A 21,147-nucleotide genomic window follows, 5' to 3' on the forward strand; every position below is an offset into this window, starting at 1 on the left:
GCCAGGTGTTCGACCGGTCGGGCGTTCGCCCGGTCAGACGTCGCCGGGCCGGACCAGCCCCGTCTCGTAGGCCAGCACCACGGCCTGCACCCGGTCCCGCAGCTCCAGCTTCGCCAGGATGCGCCCGACGTGCGTCTTCACCGTCGCCTCGGACAGGAACAGCTTGCGCGCGATCTCGGTGTTCGACAGGCCCTTGGCGATCAGCACCAGCACCTCCCGCTCCCGCTCGGTCAGCGCCTCCAGCACCGCCGCGTCCCGCAGCTCGCCGCCGCCGTCGCCGAGGAACCGGCTCAGCAGCCGCTTGGTCACCGAGGGCGACACCACGGCGTCACCGCTGGCCACCGCGCGCAGCGCGGACACCAGGTCGCCCGGCGGCGTGTCCTTCAGCAGGAACCCCGACGCGCCGTTGCGCAACGCCGACAACGCGTACTCGTCCATGTCGAACGTGGTCATCACGAGCACCTTCGCGGTGCCCGCCTCGGCGATCCGCTTGGTCGCCTCGACCCCGTCGAGCACCGGCATGCGCACGTCCATCAGCACCACGTCGGGCCGCATCCGGTCGGCCAGCTGCACGGCGTCGAGCCCGTTCGCGGCCTCACCGACCACGTCGACGTCCTCTTGCGCGCCGAGCACCATCCGGAACCCCATGCGCATGAGTTCCTGGTCGTCCACGAGCAGCACTCGGATCACGGATCACCTTCCATCGACGACGGGCACCTTATGACGGCGCCAGCGGCAGCACGGCGCGGACCCGCCAGCCGCCGCCGGGGTTGGGGCCCGCCTCCAGCGTGCCGCCGAGCACGCCGGCCCGCTCGCGCATGCCGATCAGCCCGTTCCCGCCGGACACCGCGACCAGGTCGTGGGGCGTGCCGAACCCGTCGTCGGCCACCTCCACCGCCACCCGGTCGTCGTCCCGCTCGACGCGGACGGTCGCCGAGGCGCCGGAACCCGCGTGCTTCAGCGTGTTGGTCAGCGCCTCCTGCACGATCCGGTAGACGCCGAGGCCGAGGCCGGCGGGCAGCGCGTCGAGGTCGCCGGCCGTCTCCAGCCGCACCGGCAGCCCGGCGGCCCGGCAGTTCTCGGCCAGCTCGCGCAGGTCGCCCGCGTCCGGCTGGGGCGTCCACTGGGTGCCGGACCGGTCCTCCGACCGCAGCACGCCCAGCAGCCGCCGCAGCTCGGTCAACGCCTGCCTGCCGGTGTCGGCGATGGTCCGCACCGCGGCCTCGGCCAGGTCCGGGTTGGACTTGATCGCGTAGCTCGCGCCGTCGGCCTGCACCACCATCACGCTCACCGCGTGCGCCACCACGTCGTGCAGCTCGCGCGCGATCCGCGACCGCTCCTCGCCGACGGCGATCCTGGCCTGCTGGTCGCGCTCGGTCTCCAGCAGCTTGAGCCGCTGCTCCAGCTCCCGGTTGTAGGCGCGGCGGGCGCCGACGAACTCGCCCATCGCCCAGCTGAACCCGAACACGACGGCGATCACGAACACCATGAACGCGGCCTCGGTGGTCGCGCCCATCGGCCACAGCGCCCACACGAACGTGCCGGTGGCCAGCCAGGTCGCGTACAGCAGCCCCTGCCGCCTGCCGACGTACGCCACCACCGTGTAGAGCGCGATGGCCAGCGCGAAGTCCGACAACCGGAACGGCAGCCCGGTCTCCAGGTCGCCGTGGGTGAGGAGCTGGACCGCCCCGCCGAACAGGATCACGTAGGACGAGCCGAGCGGGTACTTCCGGCGGAACACCACCGGGACGATCATCACCGCGCCGACGAACAGCAGCGTCGAGCCGGGCACCGGCATGCGCTCGACGGTCAGCGTGCCCAGGTCGAAGACGAGCAGCAACCCGGCCATCAGGGAGTCCCCGAAGACCGGGTGCGCTCGCATCCACAGGCTCAGTCGCCGCACGTCACCAGGTTAGGCACCGGTCGAACCCGGGCGCGTCGCGCCACGGGCTGACCCGGTCCTAGTCCTCCAGGCGGATGAGCGGAGGTCCCGCTCCGCCCGCCTACCGGACGGTCTTGATCTGCGTCGGGTCGACGGTCTCGCCGACCCGCGGCGCGGGCGCGCCGTGCACCGGTTCCACCCGCGTCTGCGGCGGGACGGCGCGCTGCTGCTCGTACTGGCGGTGCTCCTCGGACATCTCGTCGGCCAGCTGCTGCTGGAGCTGCCGGTCGCGGATGCGGCCGAGGATCATCATCGTCACCGCGTGCACCAGGGCCAGGACCAGGAGCATCACGCCGAGCTTCACCACGACGTCCTTGACCGGGTCGCCGGTCTCGACCGTGATGATCGACACGATGGCGAGCAGGCCCAGCACCACGAGGTGGAAGAGCACCGTCGCGAGGCGGGTCATCGAACGGGCCGCCTCCGGATCGCCGTACGCGCGGCTCATGTACCCCTTGCCGCTGCGGTAGATCAGCTGCCCGTCGATGAGCACCAGCACCACGCCGAGCAGCAGGAACACCGCATATCCCTGTTCCATGGCGGACCTCCCTCGTCGGTCGCGGAAATACCCCGGTCGCCGTGTTCGCAAACCGCGCGCCACCCGCTCGTGGCACGATCTCCGGCGTGACGACGCAGGCCAAGCAGCTCGCCGGTCCGCTCTCGGCGGCGGTGGCGAACCTCTGCGTCGGCCTCCAGCCGCAGGTCTCGCCCGCCACCGCGGCGGGGTTCCGCGAGGTGCTGCGCCGGCTGTCCGCCCCGCTGCAGGTCGCCGTCGCGGGCCGGATCAAGTCCGGCAAGTCGACGCTGGTCAACGCGCTGATCGGGCGTCGCGTCGCACCGACGGACGTCGGCGAGTGCACCCGGCTGGTGACCCGCTTCCAGTACGGCACGGTGGACCGGATCGAGGTCGTGTTCACCGACGGCCGCAAGCAGGTGCTGCCGTTCGAGCCGAACGGCTCGATCCCGCCGGACCTCGGTGTCGACATCGACCGGGTGTCGCACGTCGAGGCGTACCTGACCAACGCGGTGCTGCGGGACCTGACCGTGATCGACACCCCCGGCCTCGGCTCGCTCGACGCGGCGTCGGTGGCCCGCACCGAGGCGCTGCTCGGCGGTGAGCTGGACCCCGTGTCGCGCAACGCGGTGGCCGGCGCGGAGGCCGTGCTCTACGTCGTCACGCAGGGCGTGCGCGCGGACGACCAGCAGGCGCTGGCCGCGTTCACCGCCGCCACCGCGAGCCGCGAGGCGGGACCGGTGAACGCGATCGCGGTGCTGAACAAGGCCGACACCATCGCCGCGGAGACCGTCGAGGGCTCGGACGGCGACACCTGGCGGGCCGCCGTGCTGCTCGCCGAGCGGCAGGCGCTCACCCTCAAGCCGCGGGTCGCGGACGTGCTGCCGGTGATCGGCCTGGTCGCCGAGTCGACCGAGACCGGCGGCTTCACCTCCGCCGACGCGGACGCGCTGCGCAAGCTGGCCGAGCTGGACGACGCCACCCGCGAGACCATGCTGATCTCGGCGGACCTGTTCGTGGGCTGGGAGTGCGACGTGCCGGTCGGCACCCGCACCCGGCTGCTGGAGAAGCTGGACCTGTACGGCGTCCGCAAGGCGCTCGAAGCCGTCGACGCCGAGCCGGGCATCACCGCGGGCGCGCTGCGCCGCAAGCTGCTCGACGCCTCCGGCCTGGACGGCGTGCGGGCCAAGCTCAACGCGGTGTTCCGGTCGCGGGCCGACGGCATCAAGGCCGCCGCCGCGCTGGCGTCGGTGACGTCGCTGGCCGCCGCCTCCGGCGACCCGAACGAGCGGCAGCGCGTGCACGACGCCATCGAGGTGCTGCTGGCCAAGCCCGAGGCGCACCAGCTGCGGCTGCTGGAGGCGTTGACGCTGGTCGCGTCCGGCGCCGTGGCGATGCCGAACGACCTGGTGGAAGAGGTGCTGCGGTTCGGCAGCTCGCCGGACGTGTCCGAGCAGCTGGGCCTGCGCGGCAGGCCGCCGCGGGAGCTGATGGCCTACGCCCTGGAGCGGGCGGGCTGGTGGCGCTCCTTCGCGTCGTTCGGCGCGACACCCGCGCAGAGCCGGGTGGCGCACGTGGTGCACCGGGCGTACTTCCTGATCTGGCAACAACTGCGGGGACGGCGATGAGCGGAACGGAACCGGTCGGCGGGGCGTCCGACCACGCTGTGGAGAGTGTGCTGGAGACCACCATCGCCGACGAACTGCTCGACCAGGCGCTGGCCGAGCGGCGCGCCCTGGTGCAGCTGTGCCTGTACGCGCTGGACCGGGCCCGCAGCGCCGGCGTCGTGGAACGGCTCGAAGAGGGCCTGGCGGCGATCGGCGTGATCGCGCTGCGGCCGGACGGCGAGCGGTTCGACCCGTCGCGGCACGAGGCGGGCGGCACGGTGCCGACGGGCGACGCGTCGCTGGACGGCCTGGTCGCCGAGACCGAGGTGGTCGGCTTCGCCGATCGCGGCCGGACGCTGCGCGCGCCGGTCGTCACCGTGTACACGACGCGTTGAGGGGTCGGGCCTGATGAGCACCCTCCCGCAGGTGGTCCGGCAGACCAGGGAGAAGCTGACGAACCTGGTCCGCTCGCTCGACCCGTCCGCCGCGTCGTTCGTGGAGGGGCGGCGGGCCGGCCCGGCGTCGGTGGTGGTCGTCGGCGAGACGAACCGCGGCAAGAGCTCGCTGGTCAACGCCCTGCTGGCGACACCGGGCCTGTCACCGGTCGACGCCGAGGTGGCGACCGCGACGTACCTGGTGTTCCGGCACGGCGAGGAGTGGTCGGCCCGCGCCTGCTACGCCGGGTCGATGTCGCCGGTGCCGTTCGACCGGTCCGAGATCGTGAACTGGGTGTCGGCGGCGCACGAGCTGCCCGAGGGCATGCTGCCGCCGCGCCACGTCGAGGTCGACGCGCCGATCCCGCTGCTCGAACGGCTGTCCGTGGTGGACACGCCGGGCGTCGGCGGGCTCGACTCGGCGCACGGCGAGCTGGCCGCCGAGGCCGCCGCCACCGCGACCGCGCTGCTGTTCGTGGTGGACGCCTCGGCCCCGTTCACCCGCGGTGAGCTGGACTTCCTGCGCACGGTCGGCGAGCGCGTCGAGACCGTGGTGTTCGCGCTGACCAAGGTCGACCAGTACCGCGGCTGGCGGCAGGTGCTGGAGGCCGACCAGGCGCTGCTGGCCGAGCACGCGCCGCGGTTCCGGGGCGCGGTGTTCCACCCGGTGTCGTCAAGGGTGTTCGAGCTGGCGGCCAAGGCGCCGAACCCGGACGCGGCGGCGATGCTGCGCGAGCGGTCCGGGATCGGCGCGCTGCAGGAGGCGTTGCAGGAGCTGGTGGTCGGCCGGGCGGCGATGCTCGGCGAGGCCAACGGGCTGCGCGCGCTGGCGACCGTGCTGGACGAGCTGATCGCGCGCAGCGAGGCGGACAAGCGCGCGCTGTCGTCCGGCGAGGAGGAAGCGGAGACGCTGCGCGACCGGCGCGACGAGCTGAACTCGCAGCGCCGCTCGTCGACGCGCAGCTGGCAGGTGCGGCTGCGCGGCGAGGTGCAGCGGGCCAGGGTGGAGGGCTCGCACGAGGTCAGCAGGCAGATGCGGGACGTGCAGGCGTGGTTCCGCACGGCCATCGACTCGGCGTCGCGCGAGCGGCTGGCGACGTTGCCGCAGGAGGTGGACGCGGCGCTGCAGGTGGTGTCCGGCCGGATCAGCGCCGGGTTGGCCGTGCGGCTGACCAAGGTCGCCGACTCGGCGCTGGCCGACCTGTTCTCGGCGGAGGAGCTGGCGGTGATCCGGGGCCAGTTCGCGCGCGGCGCGACCCCGCCGGTCGTGCTGCGGCCACCAGAGAAGCGGGCGCCGACCGCCGAGGACAAGCTGCTGGTGTTCATGGGCGTGTCCGGCGGCCTGGGCGCGGGCCGGCTGGCCGCGCTGCCGCTGGCCGGGCTCGGGGTGGCGGCGCTGAACCCGGTCGTGCTGCCGGTGACCATCGTGCTCGGCCTGGGCGCGGGCTGGTGGATGGCGCGGACCAGGAAGCACTCGGCCGACAAGCAGCACCTCAAGCAGTGGCTGTCGGACGCCATCGCGGACGCCAGGTCCACTGTGGACCAGCTGGTGGCCGAGCAGCTGATCGAGGCCGAGCAGCAGCTGTCGCTGGCGCTGGACGACGCGCTCGGCAAGCGGGTCGACGCGATCGAGGCGGAGCTGCGCGAGGTCGACAAGGCGCTGCGCATGGAAGCGGGCGAACGCACCCGCGCGCTGCAGGCCGTCACGCGCCGGGTGGCCGAGCTGACCGCCGGCCGGCTGAAGGTGGACGAACTCCTGGCCCGCATCCGCGCCGTCCGCGACCGCGACCGCGTGTGAGCTTCCCGCCCGTGGTCGTGAGGAAGCCCCAGGCGCGTGCGAGCAGAGGCGGCACTGGGGCGTTCACCGCCAACGGTAGCATCTCGCCATCTCGCCATGTCGCCCGTCGAGGTTGATTCATCCGTGGTGTGGAACATGCTCTCGGAACCGCGGATGGCTCCCTATCTTCGCAGTGCCGGTGGTGACAAGACGAAGGCGCTCGCGCTGTACGAGTGGAGTGCTCGTACGTCGTCGGCTGCCTTCGAACTCGTAGGACACTTCGAGGTGTTGCTGCGGAACGCCATCGACCGCTGCCTGCGCGATCACTTCGACGAGGAGAATTGTGGAATTCCGTGGTTCCTGTTGCCGACGCCGGGTGGCGAGCACGTCGCGGAAGCGGTGAACGTGGTTCGTGAGCGGCTGCGGCCACTGCACAAGGAATCGCGACACCAGATCGTCGCGGGGCTCAGCTTCGGGTTCTGGTCCGGCATCCTCGGTCCGAAGTACGAAGACCTGTGGCGCGATTGCCTCCACCGGGCGTTCCCGAACTCGTCCGGCAGGCGAAAGCAGGTCGCGGTGGCCATCGAGCGGGTTCGGAAGTTCCGGAACCGCCTGGCACACCACGACTCGACGATCAACGTCGACGTCCCGTTCGAGGTCAGGCAGGTCATCGAATTGGCCGCGTTCGTAGACCAGGATGCGGCGAAGTGGCTTCAGCGGTGCAGCAACGTGATGGATGTGTACGCCCAGCGCCCAGCCAAGGTGGAGGACACCGTCGTAGTCCCGGCCAAGTCCGCCTGGGCGCTCTACGAACAGTGCCACGCGTACGTGTGCCAAGCCGGCCGTGGTTTCCGCCCGGTCGAGCGCATCGCTTTCTACGCTGATCGTGAGATCAAGCAGGACGTCCCGGCAGTTTTGCACCGACGTGACAACGTGGAGTGGACAGCGGAAGAAGCCGACCGGTTGCGGGCGTCGACCGATCGATACGACCGGAAGATCGGCAACGTCATCGACGCGTCAAGCGCGGTCTGGAAGGACGGTCGTTATCAGGTTTTCCTGTTGACCGGTTCCGGGCACCCCTCCCGCCGACGCCTCGCTGCGGCCCTGCCGCACGACGGCTCCGGCAGGGGGTCCGCTTTCGTGCAGAGGCAGCGGTACGTGTCGCTCCACTCCCTGGAAACCGCGACCACCACGAGTGATCTCTGACCGCCGGCCGCCTGGGGGCTTGCGTGTCGGAGCTTCCTAGGGGAACCGAACAGGCATAACGTGAGTCTTACCCGGTACAGGACGCAGGAGGGTGGGACACGGTGTACATCGACGAGACAGGCGCGACCGACGGCGAGCTGAAGGTCACGGTCGGCGACGAGGAGTACACCGCCGAGGCGACCTACGACCTCGACCAGGACGGTGTCGAGGAGAGCGCGGTCGTGGAGACCGGCGACGGCGGGCACCTTGCGTTCAGCGACACCGACGGCGACGGCGAAGCCGACCTGATGAGCACGTTCGACGCCGACGGCGAGCTGACGAGCCAGGCCGAGTTCGACGAGGACTCCGGCGAGTGGGTCGCCGTCGACCCGGACGACGACCCCGGCCGGCAGGCGAACACGAACGCCGGCAAGTCGATCGTGGTCGACATGGAGGACGGCGCGGACCAGGACGTCGGCCCCGCGACCGAGGACACCGACGGCGACGGCCGCGCCGACACCGCCGTGGTCAAGGACGAGGACGGCGACACCTGGCTGTTCACCGACGCCGACGGCGACGGCACCGCCGACCTGGCCACCGAGATCACCCAGGACGGCGAGGTCACGGTCTCCAAGCACACCGGTGACGACGAGTGGACCGAGGTCGAGCACGGGCGGATCGGCGAGGACGGCAAGTACACGCCGGACAGCGACGAGTTGTGGTCGGGCGAGAAGGTGACCGTCTCGGGCGTGGTGCGGATCGACTCCGTCACCGGCCAGTGGATCAGCCCGAACTGAGCCCGCACGCGCCCACGAGCCCGGCCGAAGTCGCCGGCCGATGTCCTGGCGTACGTGCTCGTCAACCACCAGCCAAACCCGCTCGTTCTCGTGGCACGGGAGCGGCCGGGGGTCGGTCGTCGGGGACGGCCCGATCACCAGGTGAAGATCGATTCCGACGATGCCGGCGGGGTGTGGGTAGCCCGGTGCGAGAGCTGGGAACCGCCTGCCGACGCGCCGCCCTTGTACATCGACAAAGCGGTGATGACCGAGTTCCCGAGGCACGCCGTGCTGCCGCTGGACCTCTGGCGGGAGGCGTTGCACGAGTTCATGCGTACCGGCCGGCGCCCGACGTGCGTCGAGTGGGACGTGTCGGCCGTCTACTGACGGTCGGCGAGGCGGGCGAGGAACGAGGACCAGGCGCGGGACGTGAACGAGAAGCGCGGCCCGTCGGGGTTCTTGGAGTCCCGCACGCCCACGGTGGTCGGGGCCAACCGCACCTCGACGCAAGCGTTGCTGCCGCCAGAGCTGTGAGTGCTCTTGAACCAGCCCGTGTCGCGCGTGGTCACGTGCCCTCCTTGATCCGTTCGATCAGCAGTGCTCGGGTGTCCGCTCGACTCAGCGCCAGCTCCTCGACCCGGCTGAAGATCCGCTGGATCGGCTCGACGTCCTCGGCTTGATCGTAGTAGGTGGCGGGGCCGTGCAGAACCGACGCGAAGCCCACCGGTGTGGCCTGGGGGAAGTCCAGCACCACCAGCCCACCGCCGAGTGCCGGGTTGTTGGCGGTCCCCTTCGGCACGATCCGGATGTCCACCCGCCGCTCCAGGAGTTGGAGCAGGTGCAGGACCTGCCCGCGCATCACCGAGGCGTCACCGACCACGTTGTCCAGCGAGTCCTCGGTGAAGACGATCCCGATCCGCTTGGGCTCGCCGGTTTCGAGCACCCGTCGCTGGTGGTCCAGGCGGAACGCGATGCGCTCGGCGGTCTCCGCCTCGGAGTCGGGCCAGTAGATCGAGTTGGACAGGGCCATGATCGCCCGGACGTAGTCCTTCGACTGGACCAAGCCGGGGATCACCCCGCACTCGTACCAGTGGATGCTGTCGGCGGCGGCCTGCAGCTCGGCCAGCCGTTGGAAGGGTTCCGGCAGGTTGTCGACGTAACCCCGACGCGGAGCCCGGCGCCGGGCAGCGGCCCCGAGGGCGAGGATGGTCTCCCGCTCCCGACCCCGCGCGCCGTAGAAGTCGAGCAGCTTGGTCAGCTCCTCCGCACCCAGCCCGCCTCGGCCGTTCTCGACCTGGCTGACCCGGCCGGGAGTGCGGCCGATCGCCGCGCCGGCCTCGCCCTGGGACTTCTTCGCCTGGTTGCGCAGCCGCGTGAGTTCGAGCCCGAGCTGAAGGCGCTCGATGGTCTGCCGCGCCAGCGCCATGTGTCCACTCCATCGGGTTATCGCTATCAGGCTATCGAAACCCTAATCTATAGGGGTTACACCGTGTATCCGAGCACATACAACCAGGTAGGAGGCAAGCGTGGCGCGGAGGGTGATCCGCAAGGACCGGGAGCGGCGGGAGTGGCTGTTGAGGTGCCAGACCGACCGGGGTGAGGCGGCCGTCTGCACGATCAACGTGAACGACGGCGTGCTCGAACTCCTCGGTCCGGACGACGAGTTCTGCTTCCAGCTCGAAGACACCTCGATCGCCGATTTCCGGGCGGCCTTCGACGCGGCCATCGCCCGCGCGGAGGCGGACCTGGCCGGGAAATCGGGTGCGGGGGTGGTGCGCCTGTCGCGATGATGACCGGATGGTCATCCGCCCGCTGACGGCCGACGACGTCGCCACCGTCGTGGAGTTCTCGCTGCGCGCTTGGGCTCCTGTGTTCGACTCGTTCCGCGCCGTCCTGGGCAAGCCGATCTACGAGGCGCTGTTCCCGGACTGGGTGTCGAGCCAGGCGAAGGCCGTCGAGGACGTCTGCCGGGACGACGCGACAGCCGTGTGGGTGGCCGACCTGCGGGGCCGCGCCGTCGGGTTCGTGGCGGTCCGCGTGGGTGACGGCGAGATCCACATGCTGGCCGTCGACCCCGACCACCAGCGACGGGGGATCGGGTCGGCGCTCACCGAGCGCGCCGTCGACCACCTGCGCGAGGCCGGTGTCACGCTGGCGGTCGTGGGGACCGGTGGCGACCCCGGGCACGCGGCGGCCCGCCGCACCTACGAACGCGCGGGCTTCACGCCGTTCCCCCAGGTCCAGTACTACCGGCGGCTGGACGGGCCGAATCCGTTGCGGCACAACTGAAAGCGCCTCCGAACAGGCTTTCTGAAACGGTCGAGAAATCCGGGCAATTCGTCGCGCGAATTCCTCCGGGTGAACATGAGAGCGCTCTCACGCGTTACCGTGTCGACACCTGCCGATGTGGTGATCGACGCACCGGGACGCCCTTGCATTCCGCCGACTAAAGCCCAGGTCACAGCCGAATTTGGGGTGATCGGGTGCTGAATCGATTCCAGAATCGGTTTTGTGAGCCAGCCGACAGGTCGAATGTGCGTTGCCGGGGATTAACCCGGCTAACCTCCGTCTATCCCCTTAAACGGCACGCCCTCCACCGGGCGGGCGGAGCCATTCCCGAGGACGTCCCACCAGGACGACGACGTCCACCGTGGGCTTGGCGCTCAGCTAGGAGACGAGACGAGATGACGGCAGTGACCATTCCCGGTCTCGACCAGGCACCCACCGACCACCCGCGCCTGCTCTCCTGGGTGCGCGAGGTCGCCGAGCTGACCTGCCCCGATGAGGTGGTGTGGGCCGATGGTTCCCAGGACGAGTGGGACCGGCTCACCGCCAAACTGGTGGACGCGGGCACCTTCGTCCCGCTGAAGAAGAAACCCAACTCGTTCTGGGCGGCGTCCGACCCGACCGACGTGGCGCGGGTCGAGGAGCGCACCTTCATCTGCTCGGTGGACCCGCAGGACGCGGGCCCGACGAACAACTGGATGGATCCCGCCGAGATGAAGGGGATCATGACCGAGCTGTACCGCGGGTGCATGCGCGGTCGGACGATGTACGTGATCCCGTTCTGCATGGGCCCGCTGGACGCGGAGAAGCCGATGCTGGGCGTCGAGATCACCGACTCCGAGTACGTCGTCGTCTCGATGCACATCATGACCCGCATGGGCACGAAGGCGCTGAAGCGATTCGGCGACGACGCCGAGTTCGTCCAGGCGCTGCACTCGATCGGCGCGCCGCTGGAGCCGGGCCAGGACGACGTGCCGTGGCCCTGCAACGAGACGAAGTACATCACGCAGTTCCCCGAGGAGCGGATGATCTGGTCGTTCGGCTCGGGTTACGGCGGCAACGCGCTGCTGGGCAAGAAGTGCTACTCGCTGCGCATCGCCTCGGTGATGGCGCGCGACGAGGGCTGGCTGGCCGAGCACATGCTGATCCTCAAGCTGACCTCGCCGGAGCAGAAGGCGTACTACATCGCGGCGGCGTTCCCCAGCGCCTGCGGCAAGACCAACCTCGCCATGCTGGAGCCGACCATCCCCGGCTGGAAGGTCGAGACCCTGGGCGACGACATCGCCTGGATGCGGTTCGGCGAGGACGGCCGGCTGTACGCGGTCAACCCGGAGAACGGCTTCTTCGGCGTCGCGCCGGGCACCGACTACCACACCAACCCCAACGCGATGCGCACCATCGAGAAGGGGAACTCGCTGTTCACGAACGTCGCGCTGACCGACGACGGCGACGTGTGGTGGGAGGGCATGGGCGAGCCGCCCGCGCACCTGACCTCGTGGAAGAAGCAGGACTGGGCGCCGGGCGGCGAGGAGCTGTCGTCGCACCCGAACTCCCGCTACTGCACGCCGATCTCGCAGTGCGACATCAAGGCGCCGGAGTGGGAGGACCCGAAGGGCGTGCCGATCTCGGCCATCTTCTTCGGCGGTCGCCGCGCCACCACGATCCCGCTGATCACCGAGTCCCGCGACTGGCAGCACGGCGTGTTCATGGGCGCGACGCTGTCCAGCGAGACGACCGCCGCCGCCGTCGGCAAGACCGGCGTGGTGCGCCGCGACCCGATGGCGATGCTGCCGTTCATCGGGTACCACGCCGGTGACTACTTCCAGCACTGGATCGACACCGGCAAGTCGGCCGACGCCGACAAGCTGCCGAAGGTCTTCTACGTCAACTGGTTCCGCCGCGGCGAGGACAAGCGGTTCCTGTGGCCCGGGTTCGGCGAGAACTCGCGCGTGCTGAAGTGGGCCGTCGAGCGCCTGGAGGGCAAGGCCGCCGCGGTCGAGACGCCGATCGGCCACGTGCCGACCGCGGGCGAGCTGGACCTGGACGGGCTGGACGCGTCGCGCGAGGACGTCGAGGCGGCGCTCGCGTTCGACGCGGACGAGTGGCGGGCCGAGCTCCCGATGATCGAGGAGTGGTTCGCCAAGATCGGCGAGAAGGTGCCGACCTCGCTGCGCGACGAGCTGGAGGCGCTGCGCCTGCGGCTCGGCTGAGCCGCGCCGGCGTTTCGTCAACCCCTCAGCGGGAGACCCGGTGGCCAACGGCGTCCACCGGGTCTCTTTCGTGTGACACCCGATGAGTCGTGGGACTGCTGGTGCCGGTGGGGGAGCTGTCCCCAGCCGTGCCGTTGTCCACAGGACCGGCTGTGCACACCGGTCCGGCGCTGGTCGAACCGGTCGTGGGGACCTGGTGCCGCTGCCGCCGGCGAGGTGTCGGGACCAGTTGTCCACAGCCTGTGGATGGAGCTGTGCACAGCCTGTGGGTCAGCCCGGCAGCGGGTTGGCGCCCAGCCCCCACAGCCTGCCGGTGAACGGGCGGACCGCCTCGGCGTAGCAGATCGCCGACGTGTAGCCCTCGGACCACGCCTGGCTGCCGAACGCGCGCCACGACGCGAAGACGTCCTCGCGCCGCGCGCCGACGTAGTTCGTCACGGCCCTGCCGCAGTGCTCGGCCGCCGCGGCGTTCACCTGCTCGACCGACGGCGCGGGGTCGCGGTGACCACCGAGCGCGAGCACACCCGGCACGGCCTCGGCCCGGTGCGGCTGGTCGCAGGCGGTGATCCCGGGGTCCTCGGCCGCCCCCGGCGACGCGGTCGCGCACAGCTGCACGGTGCCGAACCCGGCCGCCTTGAGCAGGTCCCTGGCGCTGCTCTCGCGCCGCACCCGGCCGCCGTCCGGCTTCAGCTCCACCACCGCGCACACCCGCCAGCGGTCGCCCCTGGCCCACCCGTCCCGGCTCGGCCAGAACGCGTGCGCCCGCAGGCGGGTGGCGTCGTGGTCGGGGCTGCCGAGGTACGCGGTGAGCGCCGCCCGGCACGCGGGCAGGACGGCCCGGCGCAGGTCGCGGTCGTCCGGGTACGCGTCGCCGAGCCCTTCCAGCACGCCGACCTCGGTCACCTCGGCCTCGTGCCCGGTCGCGCAGTCCAGCACCTCCAGGCCGGTGTCCGTGCACTGGCCCGCCTTCGGCAGCAGGTCGGGGGTCGGGGTGAGGGACGGCCGGACGACCGCGGCGTCCGGGACGCCCGCGACCGGGGTCGTGCAGGCGGCGAGCACCAGCGCGGACAGTGCCACGACCGCCGCCCGCCAGCCCTCCACGACGGTCAGGTTACCGACACCAGCGCGACCACCTGGTCGGCGATCGCCCGGCGGTCCCGCTCGAACGCCGGGTCGGTGAGCGCGGCCGGGTCGGCGGGCTGGCCGAGCACCGGCGTGTGCAGGTGGCCGCCCGCGGTCGCGGTGGCCGACAGCCCCAGCCGCAGCCGGTTCGCCCGGTACATCGACTCGTTGGACAGGTAGTCGCCACCGCTGCCGCTCGCCGCCGCCGCGCCGGGCGTCGGCTCGTCGGTGCGGCAGTCCGGCGCGCCCGTGCCGGGGACCGCGCCCACCGGCCACTCGCAGAACTCCCGGTTGTAGAACACCGGGAACGGCGTGGTCCCGGCGTCGACCATGCGCTGGTGCGGCAGCGTCGTCTCGATGAACTCGTGCGCGGGCTGCGGCCACCCGGCCGCGTCCGGCACGACGCCGAGGGCCGACACGTCGTCGTTGTCCGGGAACCCGCCCCGCCACCGCCCGGCCCAGCGCTCGACGTCGAACCGACCGGGCCTGCCCTGGCTGATCGTGACCAGCGCGGTCGGCCCGGAGGCCAGCGCCGTGCCGTAGAACCGCTCCACGATCCCCTGGTCGAACGAACCCCACAGCACCGGCAGCACGGCCGCCTCCACCACGGCGGGCCCGGACGGCGTGTCGACCACCTTGCCGTCCAGCCGCAACGCCGCCGCCCCGGCCGGGTTGCTGCGCCGCACCGACGTGCCGCTGAGCTGGAACGGGTCGAACCCGGTCACCGCGATCCGCCGCACCCCGCCGGCGAACCGCACGTCGAAGACGCCCCGCGAGGCGCGGTCGAAGACCTCGACCAGCTTCGCCCGGTCCGCGGCGGTGGGCTGCCAGGGGCGGGGCTGCCACTGCCGCAGCGCCTTGGTCGCGAGCAGCCGCGCCCAGTACAGCGGCCGGTCGTCGTAGGAGTCCCAGGTCTGCGGCGCCTGCGCCCGCCGCACGGCCGCCTGCCACAGCTGCGTCCCGCCGGCCGCCACGTGGTAGAGGGCCTGGCTGTGCGACATCGGCTCGCACAGGCGCGTGGTGAACCGGCTGACGTCGTCGTCGAAACCGCCCAGCCGGACCAGCTCGGGCCCGACCGCCGGCCCGTCCGGCACGAGCCGGTCGTCCAACCGCTGCTCTTCCACGGTGGTGGGCGCAGTGGGGTCGAAGCACGGCGCGGGCTGCGCGTGCGCGATGCCGGGCAGGGAGAGGAGGGACAGACCGAGGGTGAGCGTGATCACTGCGCGGAGTCGTCTGGTCACTCGACGATGCTCCCCGACCACGGCTGGATCCAGAACCCGCCGAACGGCCGCCGATCGGACGCAGTGATCCCGACCTGTTGTTGAACGATCCTGCAATACTTCATTTGTCTCGTACGGCACTAGACTCGTTCAACATGACGACGGCTCAGGCGGACGGCTGGCTCAACGCCCTGGCGAAGGAGCGCGGCGACCTCGACCGCTCCAGCACCGCCGAGCGGGTCGCGGACAAGCTGCGGGCCGGCGTCCTCGACGGCGGCATCAAGCCCGGCCAGCAGCTCAACGAGAAGGCCCTCGGCGAAGCGCTCCGGGTCTCCCGCAACACCCTGCGCGAGGCGTTCCGGCTGCTCACCCACGAACGCCTGTTGGTGCACGAGTACAGCAAGGGCGTCTTCGTCCGCCGCCCCGACGTGCCCGACGTGGTCGACCTCTACGCCGCCCGCCGCGTCATCGAGTGCGGCGCGATCCGCCGCTGGCCGGACGTGGACGAGGACGCGCGCCAGGCCGTCCGCGACGCCGTCGCGCTCGGACTGTCCTGCCGGGAGCGGGACGACTGGACCGGCGTCGGCACCGCGAACGTCAAGTTCCACCGGGCCATCACCGCGCTGGCCGGCAGCGCCCGGCTGGACGAGGAGGTCGAGCGCCTGCTCGCCGAGCTCCGGCTGGCCTTCCACGTGATGGGCGACCACGAGGAGTTCTACCGCGACTACCTGGCCCTGAACCAGTCCATCGTGGACCGCCTGGACGCGGGCGAGGTTCGGCAGGCCGAAGAAGCTTTGCTGACCTACTTCGACCGCGCCGAGCAGCACCTGGTCACCGGCCTGCGGTGACTGGTGGTTGGTCACGATCCAACTACGTCATCCGTCCATAACCCACCTGAAATGGTGACTACTGTCCTTCCTCCGGCCTAGCATCGCGCGACACCGCGTCACTGCGTCACCGGGCCGCCGTACGGAGGGGCACATGTCGTCTGCTCGAAAATCCAGCCTCCGCTGGAGCAACTGGAACCTGCTCCTGCTGGTTCCGCTGCTCATGCTCATCACGACCTGGTTCAACTTCGACGAGCCGAGGGTCCTGGGGCTGCCGTTCTTCTACTGGTACCAGTTCGCCTGGGTCCCGGTCGGGGTGCTGTGCGTCGGCCTGGTCTACGTCAAGACCAAGGACGAACCCGTCGTCAAGGGCAAGCCGGACCTGCTGGGCGTCGATGACCTGGACGAGGGGGCCAAGTAATGCAGTGGACCGAGTTGGTGGTGTTCAGCGCGCTGTTCCTGCTGGTCACCGTGCTGGGCTTCGTCGCGGCGAAGTGGAAGGCGGGCGACACCCTCGACCACCTGGACGAGTGGGGCCTCGGCGGCCGCAAGTTCGGCTCCTGGATCACCTGGTTCCTGGTCGGCGGTGACCTGTACACCGCCTACACGTTCGTGGCGGTGCCCGCACTGGTGTTCGGCGCGGGCGCGCTCGGCTTCTACGCGCTGCCCTACACGATCGTGTTGTACCCGATCGTGTTCCTGCCGCTGGTGCGCATGTGGTCGGTGTCCCGCGTGCACGGCTACGTGACGCCGGCGGACTTCGTCCGCGGCCGGTACGGCTCGCACTGGCTCGCGCTGCTGGTGGCGGTCACCGGCATCGTCGCCACGATGCCCTACATCGCGCTGCAGCTGGTCGGCCTGGAGGCCGTGCTGCGCACGATGGGCCTCAACGGCTCCGGCATCCTCGGCCACCTGCCGCTGTTCATCGCGTTCGTGATCCTCGCGCTCTACACCTACCAGTCGGGCCTGCGCGCGCCCGCGCTGATCGCGTTCGTCAAGGACACGCTGATCTACATCGTCATCCTGGTCGCGGTGATCTACCTGCCGTCGAAGTTCGGCGGCTGGGGCGCGATCTTCGACACCGCCCAGGCGAAGTACACCGCGTCGGAGAACAAGGCCGACGGCATCCTCCTCAACGCCAACAACCAGCTCCAGTACGCGACGCTCGCGCTGGGCTCGGCGCTGGCGCTGTTCCTCTACCCGCACTCGCTGACCGGCATCCTGGCCTCGCGCGGCCGCAACGTGATCAAGCGGAACATGGTCGCGCTGCCCGCGTACTCGCTGCTGCTCGGCCTGCTGGCGATGCTGGGCTTCGTCGCCATCAGCGCGGGCGTCAAGCCGATCACCAACCAGGCCACCGGCCGCCCGGACACCAACACCATCGTGCCGGTGCTGTTCGGCCAGGAGTTCCCGAGCTGGTTCGCCGGCGTCGCGTACGCGGCCATCGCGATCGGCGCCCTGGTGCCCGCGGCGATCATGTCGATCGCGGCGGCCAACCTGTGGACGCGCAACATCTACAAGGAGTACATGAAGAAGGACGCCACGCCGGCGCAGGAGGCCAAGCAGGCCAAGCTGGCGTCGCTGGTGGTGAAGTTCGGCGCGGTCGCGTTCATCGTGTTCATCGACCCGCAGTTCTCCATCGACCTCCAGCTCATGGGCGGTGTGATGATCCTGCAGACGCTGCCCGCGGTGGCCATCGCGCTGTACACGCGCTGGTTCCACGTGTACGGCCTCATCGCGGGCTGGGTCGCCGGCATGGGCTACGGCATGTGGCTGCTGTACAACATCGGCAACCCGGCCATCGGCAAGGCGCACTTCGCCGGTTCCGCGCTGCCGCTGGGCAAGCTGTCGGTGTTCGGCTGGCACCCGTTCGAGGGCTCCACCGTGCAGATCTACGCGGGCGCGCTCGCCATCGTGGTGAACCTGCTGGTCGCCGTCATCGTGACGCTGATCCTGAAGAAGGCCCGGGTGTTCAACGGGACCGACCAGACGCAGGCCGACGACTACCACGTGGACGAGGACAGCGACCGGGTCAAGCCGATCGCCTCCGCGCACTAGCGGGCGGGCGCGGTCAGCCCCGGGCGCGGTCAGCCCAGGGCCAACCGCGCCGCACCGACGAGCCCCGCCCGGCCGCCCAGCCGGGCGGGCTCGACCCGCAAGGTGTCCAGGTAGGACAGTCCGCAGTGGTCGGCGACGGTCCGGCGGATCGGGTCGAGCAGCAGGTCCCCCGCCTGCGCCACCCCGCCGCCGACCACCGCGAGGTCCAGGTCCACCACCGCGGCCGTCGCCGCGATGGCCAGCCCGACCGCCCGCCCGGCCCGCTCGAACGCGGCCCTCGGGATCTCCTCACCCGCGCCGGCCGCCGCCGCGAGCAGCGCCGCGTCGGCGTCGTCCGGCGCCTGCCAGCCGTGCCGCCGCGCCCACGCCACCAGCCGCGGCCCGCCCGCCACCGCCTCCGCGCACCCGCGCCCGCCGCACGCGCACGGCTCGCCGTCCGGCTCGACCACCACGTGCCCGACGTGCCCGGCGTTCCCGGTCCGCCCGCCGAACGGCCGCCCGCCGAGGACCAGCCCGCCGCCGACCCCGGTGCTCACCACGAGCCCGAGCATGAACCGGCTGCCACGCCCCGCGCCGAGCCAGTGCTCGCCGAGCGCCATGCACGCCCCGTCGCCCGCCAGCTCCACCGGCACGCCCGGCAACAGCTCGGACACCCGGTCCCGGAGCGGGAAACCGCGCCACCCCGGCACGTTGATCGGGCTCACCGTCCCCGCGCCCAGGTCGACCGGCCCGGCCGACGCGATGCCGACCCCGGCCACGCCCTCGCCCCGCAGCACCTGCTCGACCACGGACGCCACCGCGCCCCACGTCTCCTCGGCGGACCCGAGCGGCGTCGGCGCCCGCACCGCCCGGCGCACCGCGCCACCCCGTTCCACCAGCGCGCCGGCGACCTTGGTGCCGCCGACGTCCAGTGCCAGCACCAGATCCGTCACGCCGGCCACCCTAGGTCACCCCCGCCCGGCTCCCGCGGCAACCGCAACGACCGGGGATGGTCACCTCTTCAACGTCCGCGTCACGCCCGCCGCGACCGTGGTCGCCAGGATCCAGCCCATCACGATCAGCCCGGACGCGATCCACTGCGCGCCGCCCGGCGTGTGCCAGCGGTTCTTGTTGCCGAAGTCGACGATCGGCACCACCAGGTCGATGGTGAACAGCCACGGGTTCCAGGTCAGCCGGTCCTGCTCGTTGATCTCCGACAGCTCCGGCCCGGCGGCGAAGTACGCGCTGCCCAGCAGCCACGTCACCACCAGCCACGCCAGCGCGCGGGCCGGGCGGTAGCCGTAGCCCACCATCGCCCGCTGCAGCCAGCTCCACACCAGCACCAGCGGCCCGAGCCAGCGCCTGCCCTCGGCGACCGCCCGGTACCGCAGCCGCTGCTTCTCCACCAGCACGGTCGCCGCGTGCTCGTCGTTGCCGCCCGCCCGCAGCATCGCCGCGAACTGGTCGTACGGCCCGGGCCGGTACGAGCGCCGCATCGCCTGCCGCAGCCAGCGCAGCCGCCGCTCGACCTCGCCGTCGTCGCGCAGGTCGATGGGGTGGCGCAGCGAGTCGTAGCGGAACTCCTCCAGGTCGATCCGGCCGGTGGCGCCCCAGAAGTGCTCGTTGTCGTCCAGCACCGTGCAGCGCACCTGCCGCAGCGTCACGTCACCGCGCGGCGGGCTGATCGCGGTCACCACCAGCTCCTGCACCTGCATGCCGAGCAGGTTCAGCGCGTGCGCGTCCAGCTTGTCGCCGAGCACCGCGCCCGCGAACGTGGCCATCCGGCCGACCTGCGCCCGCCTGGCCCGCACGCCGCCGTGCGCGACGAACTCCTTCGCGCCGCGCGCGCAGATGAGGTCGCGCCCGATGACCGCGCCGCCGACGTCCAGCGACGGCTTGCCCGCCGGCTGGTGCCGGTACCGGCCGGGCCGGGTGATCCGGCTGCCGCGCAGGTCCAGGTTCGCGCCGACGTGCACGCCGCGCAGCTCCAGCCCGCCGGTCACCTCCACCTCGCGGGCGGCCAGGTTGCTGCCGATCCGGGACCGGTTGCCCAGCACGGCGTCCGCCCGCGGGTTCTCCAGCGCGGACCCGTCCAGGATGAGGCTGCCCCTGACCTGCAGGTCCACCATCCGCAGTTGGCCGCGCACGGTCGCCTGGCGGCCGATGATGTCCCCGCCGACGCTCGTGCCGTCCAGGTGCAGCGCGCGCCCGAACCCCGTGGGCTCGGCGGTGTCGGTCGCCAACGCGCGCCCGTAGCCCGTCGGCTCGCCGTCCGGCTCGCCCAGCGCGTCGAACTCGCCGCCGGACAGCGACAGCGTGCCGCCGAGCGTGGCGTTGACCATCCGGACCGCGCCCGCGCTGCGGAAGCCCCGGTCCAGCTGCACGTCGCCGTCCACCGCGATGCGGTCGAGCACGAGGGTGGCGTTCGGGTCCGAGTGCGGGTCGAGCGCGTCGTCGTCCGGCCGGCCGTCGGACGCGGTCGCGCCGCGCAGGGTCAGCGCCGAGTCGACCCGCGCGCCCGCGAGCAGCACGGTGCCGCGCAGCGCGCAGCCGGTCATCAGCAGGTTGCCGCCCACGTGCAGACCGGTGCCGTTGACCGAGTGGCCGCCCGGGTTGTCCAGCAGCCCGCCGGTGAAGTTGCAGTACCCGCCGACGTGCGCGCCCGCCATCCGCAGCTCACCGGCGACCCGGACCCGCTGCGCGAGCAACCCGCCCGCCACCTTCAACCGGTCGGCGTGCAGCGCGATGCCGTCCGGCACCCGCAACGAGCTGTCCCGCAGCGACAGCGACCCGGCCACGTCCGCGTCGACCAGGTCCACCAGGCCCTCGACCGCGCTGCCCGCCAGCGAGACCTCGTTGGCGCTGCTCAGGTTCCGCGCCGACAGGCCGGGCAACCAGCAGTCGGCGAACTCGATCCCGGCCAGCTTGCCCTGCCGCAGGTCCGGTGGCTCCTCGAACCGGCAGCGCACGAACTCCAGCAGGTAGGGGAACTCCACCGCGCGCAGGTCGAGCACGCCGGTCAGGAACCGGTCCGCCACCCGCACCACCGGCGGCATCCCGGCCCGCCGCCGCGGCAACCGCCACGTCCCGTCCGGCTCGCCGACACCGCGCAGCACCTCGGCCGCGGCCATCCGGGCGGAGCGCGGCGGGCTGGGGTCGAACACGTCCAGCCCGCGCGCCCCCGCCTCCGTCATGTGATCGACAATGCTG

The 21,147-nt window shown here is 71.6% G+C and carries 21 protein-coding genes; 12 read left to right on the plus strand and 9 right to left on the minus strand.

The window, feature by feature from the left end; all coding sequences use genetic code 11:
• Nucleotides 1-33: 33 nt before the first annotated feature.
• The 3 genes from AB0F89_RS07765 to AB0F89_RS07775 form a co-directional block, all read right to left on the minus strand.
• Entirely contained in the window at nt 34-690 is a 657-nt protein-coding gene (locus AB0F89_RS07765; RefSeq protein WP_367134010.1) for a response regulator, read from the minus strand.
• 28 nt (nt 691-718) lie between these two features.
• Entirely contained in the window at nt 719-1,882 is a 1,164-nt protein-coding gene (locus AB0F89_RS07770) for a sensor histidine kinase (protein ID WP_367138765.1), read from the minus strand.
• A gap of 121 nt (nt 1,883-2,003) precedes the next feature.
• Nucleotides 2,004-2,480: a hypothetical protein gene (locus AB0F89_RS07775; RefSeq protein WP_367134012.1), complete on the minus strand. Its 477-nt coding sequence runs from the start codon at nt 2,478-2,480 to the stop codon at nt 2,004-2,006.
• A gap of 86 nt (nt 2,481-2,566) precedes the next feature.
• Between AB0F89_RS07775 and AB0F89_RS07780 the strand changes: the two genes are divergently transcribed.
• The 6 genes from AB0F89_RS07780 to AB0F89_RS07805 all read left to right on the plus strand — a co-directional run bounded on the left by AB0F89_RS07780 (nt 2,567) and on the right by AB0F89_RS07805 (nt 8,622).
• Nucleotides 2,567-4,084, plus strand: a complete 1,518-nt coding sequence (locus AB0F89_RS07780; RefSeq protein WP_367134014.1) for a dynamin family protein — start codon at nt 2,567-2,569, stop codon at nt 4,082-4,084.
• Nucleotides 4,081-4,458: a nucleotide exchange factor GrpE gene (locus AB0F89_RS07785; RefSeq protein ID WP_367134016.1), complete on the plus strand. Its 378-nt coding sequence runs from the start codon at nt 4,081-4,083 to the stop codon at nt 4,456-4,458. The genes AB0F89_RS07780 and AB0F89_RS07785 overlap by 4 nt, the downstream gene beginning before the upstream one ends.
• A 13-nt stretch (nt 4,459-4,471) precedes the next feature.
• Nucleotides 4,472-6,295 (plus strand): dynamin family protein, encoded by a 1,824-nt coding sequence (locus AB0F89_RS07790; RefSeq protein WP_367134018.1) that lies wholly within the window; start codon nt 4,472-4,474, stop codon nt 6,293-6,295.
• A gap of 96 nt (nt 6,296-6,391) precedes the next feature.
• Nucleotides 6,392-7,480 carry a hypothetical protein gene (locus AB0F89_RS07795; RefSeq protein WP_367134020.1) on the plus strand — a complete coding sequence of 363 codons (1,089 nt, stop codon included), beginning with the start codon at nt 6,392-6,394 and terminating at the stop codon, nt 7,478-7,480.
• A gap of 101 nt (nt 7,481-7,581) precedes the next feature.
• Nucleotides 7,582-8,256, plus strand: coding sequence for a hypothetical protein (locus AB0F89_RS07800; protein ID WP_367134022.1), 675 nt, complete (start codon nt 7,582-7,584; stop codon nt 8,254-8,256).
• Nucleotides 8,257-8,397: 141 nt separating this feature from the next.
• Nucleotides 8,398-8,622, plus strand: coding sequence for an Imm1 family immunity protein (locus tag AB0F89_RS07805; protein ID WP_367134024.1), 225 nt, complete (start codon nt 8,398-8,400; stop codon nt 8,620-8,622).
• Here the strand turns inward: AB0F89_RS07805 and AB0F89_RS07810 are convergent.
• Nucleotides 8,616-8,804 carry a DUF397 domain-containing protein gene (locus AB0F89_RS07810; RefSeq protein ID WP_367134026.1) on the minus strand — a complete coding sequence of 63 codons (189 nt, stop codon included), beginning with the start codon at nt 8,802-8,804 and terminating at the stop codon, nt 8,616-8,618. The genes AB0F89_RS07805 and AB0F89_RS07810 overlap by 7 nt on opposite strands.
• Nucleotides 8,801-9,661 carry a helix-turn-helix domain-containing protein gene (locus tag AB0F89_RS07815; protein ID WP_367134028.1) on the minus strand — a complete coding sequence of 287 codons (861 nt, stop codon included), beginning with the start codon at nt 9,659-9,661 and terminating at the stop codon, nt 8,801-8,803. The genes AB0F89_RS07810 and AB0F89_RS07815 overlap by 4 nt, the downstream gene beginning before the upstream one ends.
• A gap of 100 nt (nt 9,662-9,761) precedes the next feature.
• Between AB0F89_RS07815 and AB0F89_RS07820 the strand changes: the two genes are divergently transcribed.
• From AB0F89_RS07820 to AB0F89_RS07830, 3 genes are all read left to right on the plus strand, one after another.
• Nucleotides 9,762-10,025, plus strand: coding sequence for a hypothetical protein (locus AB0F89_RS07820; RefSeq protein WP_367134030.1), 264 nt, complete (start codon nt 9,762-9,764; stop codon nt 10,023-10,025).
• Between the two features lie 7 nt (nt 10,026-10,032).
• Nucleotides 10,033-10,524: a GNAT family N-acetyltransferase gene (locus AB0F89_RS07825; RefSeq protein ID WP_367134032.1), complete on the plus strand. Its 492-nt coding sequence runs from the start codon at nt 10,033-10,035 to the stop codon at nt 10,522-10,524.
• Nucleotides 10,525-10,919: 395 nt separating this feature from the next.
• Nucleotides 10,920-12,731, plus strand: coding sequence for a phosphoenolpyruvate carboxykinase (GTP) (locus AB0F89_RS07830; protein ID WP_367134034.1), 1,812 nt, complete (start codon nt 10,920-10,922; stop codon nt 12,729-12,731).
• A gap of 270 nt (nt 12,732-13,001) precedes the next feature.
• Here the strand turns inward: AB0F89_RS07830 and AB0F89_RS07835 are convergent, their stop codons facing one another.
• A complete protein-coding gene (locus tag AB0F89_RS07835; protein ID WP_367134036.1) occupies nt 13,002-13,832 on the minus strand; it encodes a septum formation family protein in 831 nt (276 codons plus the stop codon).
• Nucleotides 13,833-13,837: 5 nt separating this feature from the next.
• Nucleotides 13,838-15,094, minus strand: coding sequence for a hypothetical protein (locus AB0F89_RS07840; RefSeq protein ID WP_367134038.1), 1,257 nt, complete (start codon nt 15,092-15,094; stop codon nt 13,838-13,840).
• 134 nt (nt 15,095-15,228) lie between these two features.
• Here AB0F89_RS07840 and AB0F89_RS07845 point away from each other — a divergent pair, with 134 nt between their 5' ends.
• The 3 genes from AB0F89_RS07845 (at nt 15,229) to mctP (ending at nt 17,958) form a co-directional block, all read left to right on the plus strand.
• Nucleotides 15,229-15,921: a GntR family transcriptional regulator gene (locus AB0F89_RS07845; RefSeq protein ID WP_367134041.1), complete on the plus strand. Its 693-nt coding sequence runs from the start codon at nt 15,229-15,231 to the stop codon at nt 15,919-15,921.
• A gap of 133 nt (nt 15,922-16,054) precedes the next feature.
• Nucleotides 16,055-16,321: a DUF3311 domain-containing protein gene (locus AB0F89_RS07850; RefSeq protein WP_367134043.1), complete on the plus strand. Its 267-nt coding sequence runs from the start codon at nt 16,055-16,057 to the stop codon at nt 16,319-16,321.
• Nucleotides 16,321-17,958, plus strand: a complete 1,638-nt coding sequence (gene mctP, locus AB0F89_RS07855) for a monocarboxylate uptake permease MctP (RefSeq protein WP_367134045.1) — start codon at nt 16,321-16,323, stop codon at nt 17,956-17,958. The genes AB0F89_RS07850 and mctP overlap by 1 nt, the downstream gene beginning before the upstream one ends.
• A 29-nt stretch (nt 17,959-17,987) precedes the next feature.
• On the opposite strand, the gene AB0F89_RS07860 is transcribed toward mctP, so the two are convergent.
• Entirely contained in the window at nt 17,988-18,890 is a 903-nt protein-coding gene (locus AB0F89_RS07860) for an ROK family protein (protein WP_367134047.1), read from the minus strand.
• Nucleotides 18,891-18,950: 60 nt separating this feature from the next.
• Entirely contained in the window at nt 18,951-21,131 is a 2,181-nt protein-coding gene (locus AB0F89_RS07865) for a hypothetical protein (protein ID WP_367134049.1), read from the minus strand.
• Between the last annotated feature and the right edge of the window lie 16 nt (nt 21,132-21,147).

The organism is Saccharothrix sp. HUAS TT1 (genome assembly GCF_040744945.1).
GTDB lineage: Bacteria > Actinomycetota > Actinomycetes > Mycobacteriales > Pseudonocardiaceae > Actinosynnema.

Excerpts from the sequence above, each read along its gene's own strand:
- AB0F89_RS07825 (WP_367134032.1), top strand. The coding sequence starts at position 10,033 with ATGGTCATCCGCCCGCTGACGGCCGACGACGTCGCCACCGTCGTGGAG.
- AB0F89_RS07815 (WP_367134028.1), bottom strand. The coding sequence starts at position 9,661 with ATGGCGCTGGCGCGGCAGACCATCGAGCGCCTTCAGCTCGGGCTCGAA.
- AB0F89_RS07830 (WP_367134034.1), top strand. The coding sequence starts at position 10,920 with ATGACGGCAGTGACCATTCCCGGTCTCGACCAGGCACCCACCGACCAC.
- AB0F89_RS07785 (WP_367134016.1), top strand. The coding sequence starts at position 4,081 with ATGAGCGGAACGGAACCGGTCGGCGGGGCGTCCGACCACGCTGTGGAG.
- AB0F89_RS07795 (WP_367134020.1), top strand. The coding sequence starts at position 6,392 with ATGTCGCCCGTCGAGGTTGATTCATCCGTGGTGTGGAACATGCTCTCG.
- mctP (WP_367134045.1), top strand. The coding sequence starts at position 16,321 with ATGCAGTGGACCGAGTTGGTGGTGTTCAGCGCGCTGTTCCTGCTGGTC.
- AB0F89_RS07865 (WP_367134049.1), bottom strand. The coding sequence starts at position 21,131 with ATGACGGAGGCGGGGGCGCGCGGGCTGGACGTGTTCGACCCCAGCCCG.
- AB0F89_RS07770 (WP_367138765.1), bottom strand. The coding sequence starts at position 1,882 with ATGCGAGCGCACCCGGTCTTCGGGGACTCCCTGATGGCCGGGTTGCTG.
- AB0F89_RS07850 (WP_367134043.1), top strand. The coding sequence starts at position 16,055 with ATGTCGTCTGCTCGAAAATCCAGCCTCCGCTGGAGCAACTGGAACCTG.
- AB0F89_RS07775 (WP_367134012.1), bottom strand. The coding sequence starts at position 2,480 with ATGGAACAGGGATATGCGGTGTTCCTGCTGCTCGGCGTGGTGCTGGTG.
- AB0F89_RS07845 (WP_367134041.1), top strand. The coding sequence starts at position 15,229 with ATGACGACGGCTCAGGCGGACGGCTGGCTCAACGCCCTGGCGAAGGAG.
- AB0F89_RS07790 (WP_367134018.1), top strand. The coding sequence starts at position 4,472 with ATGAGCACCCTCCCGCAGGTGGTCCGGCAGACCAGGGAGAAGCTGACG.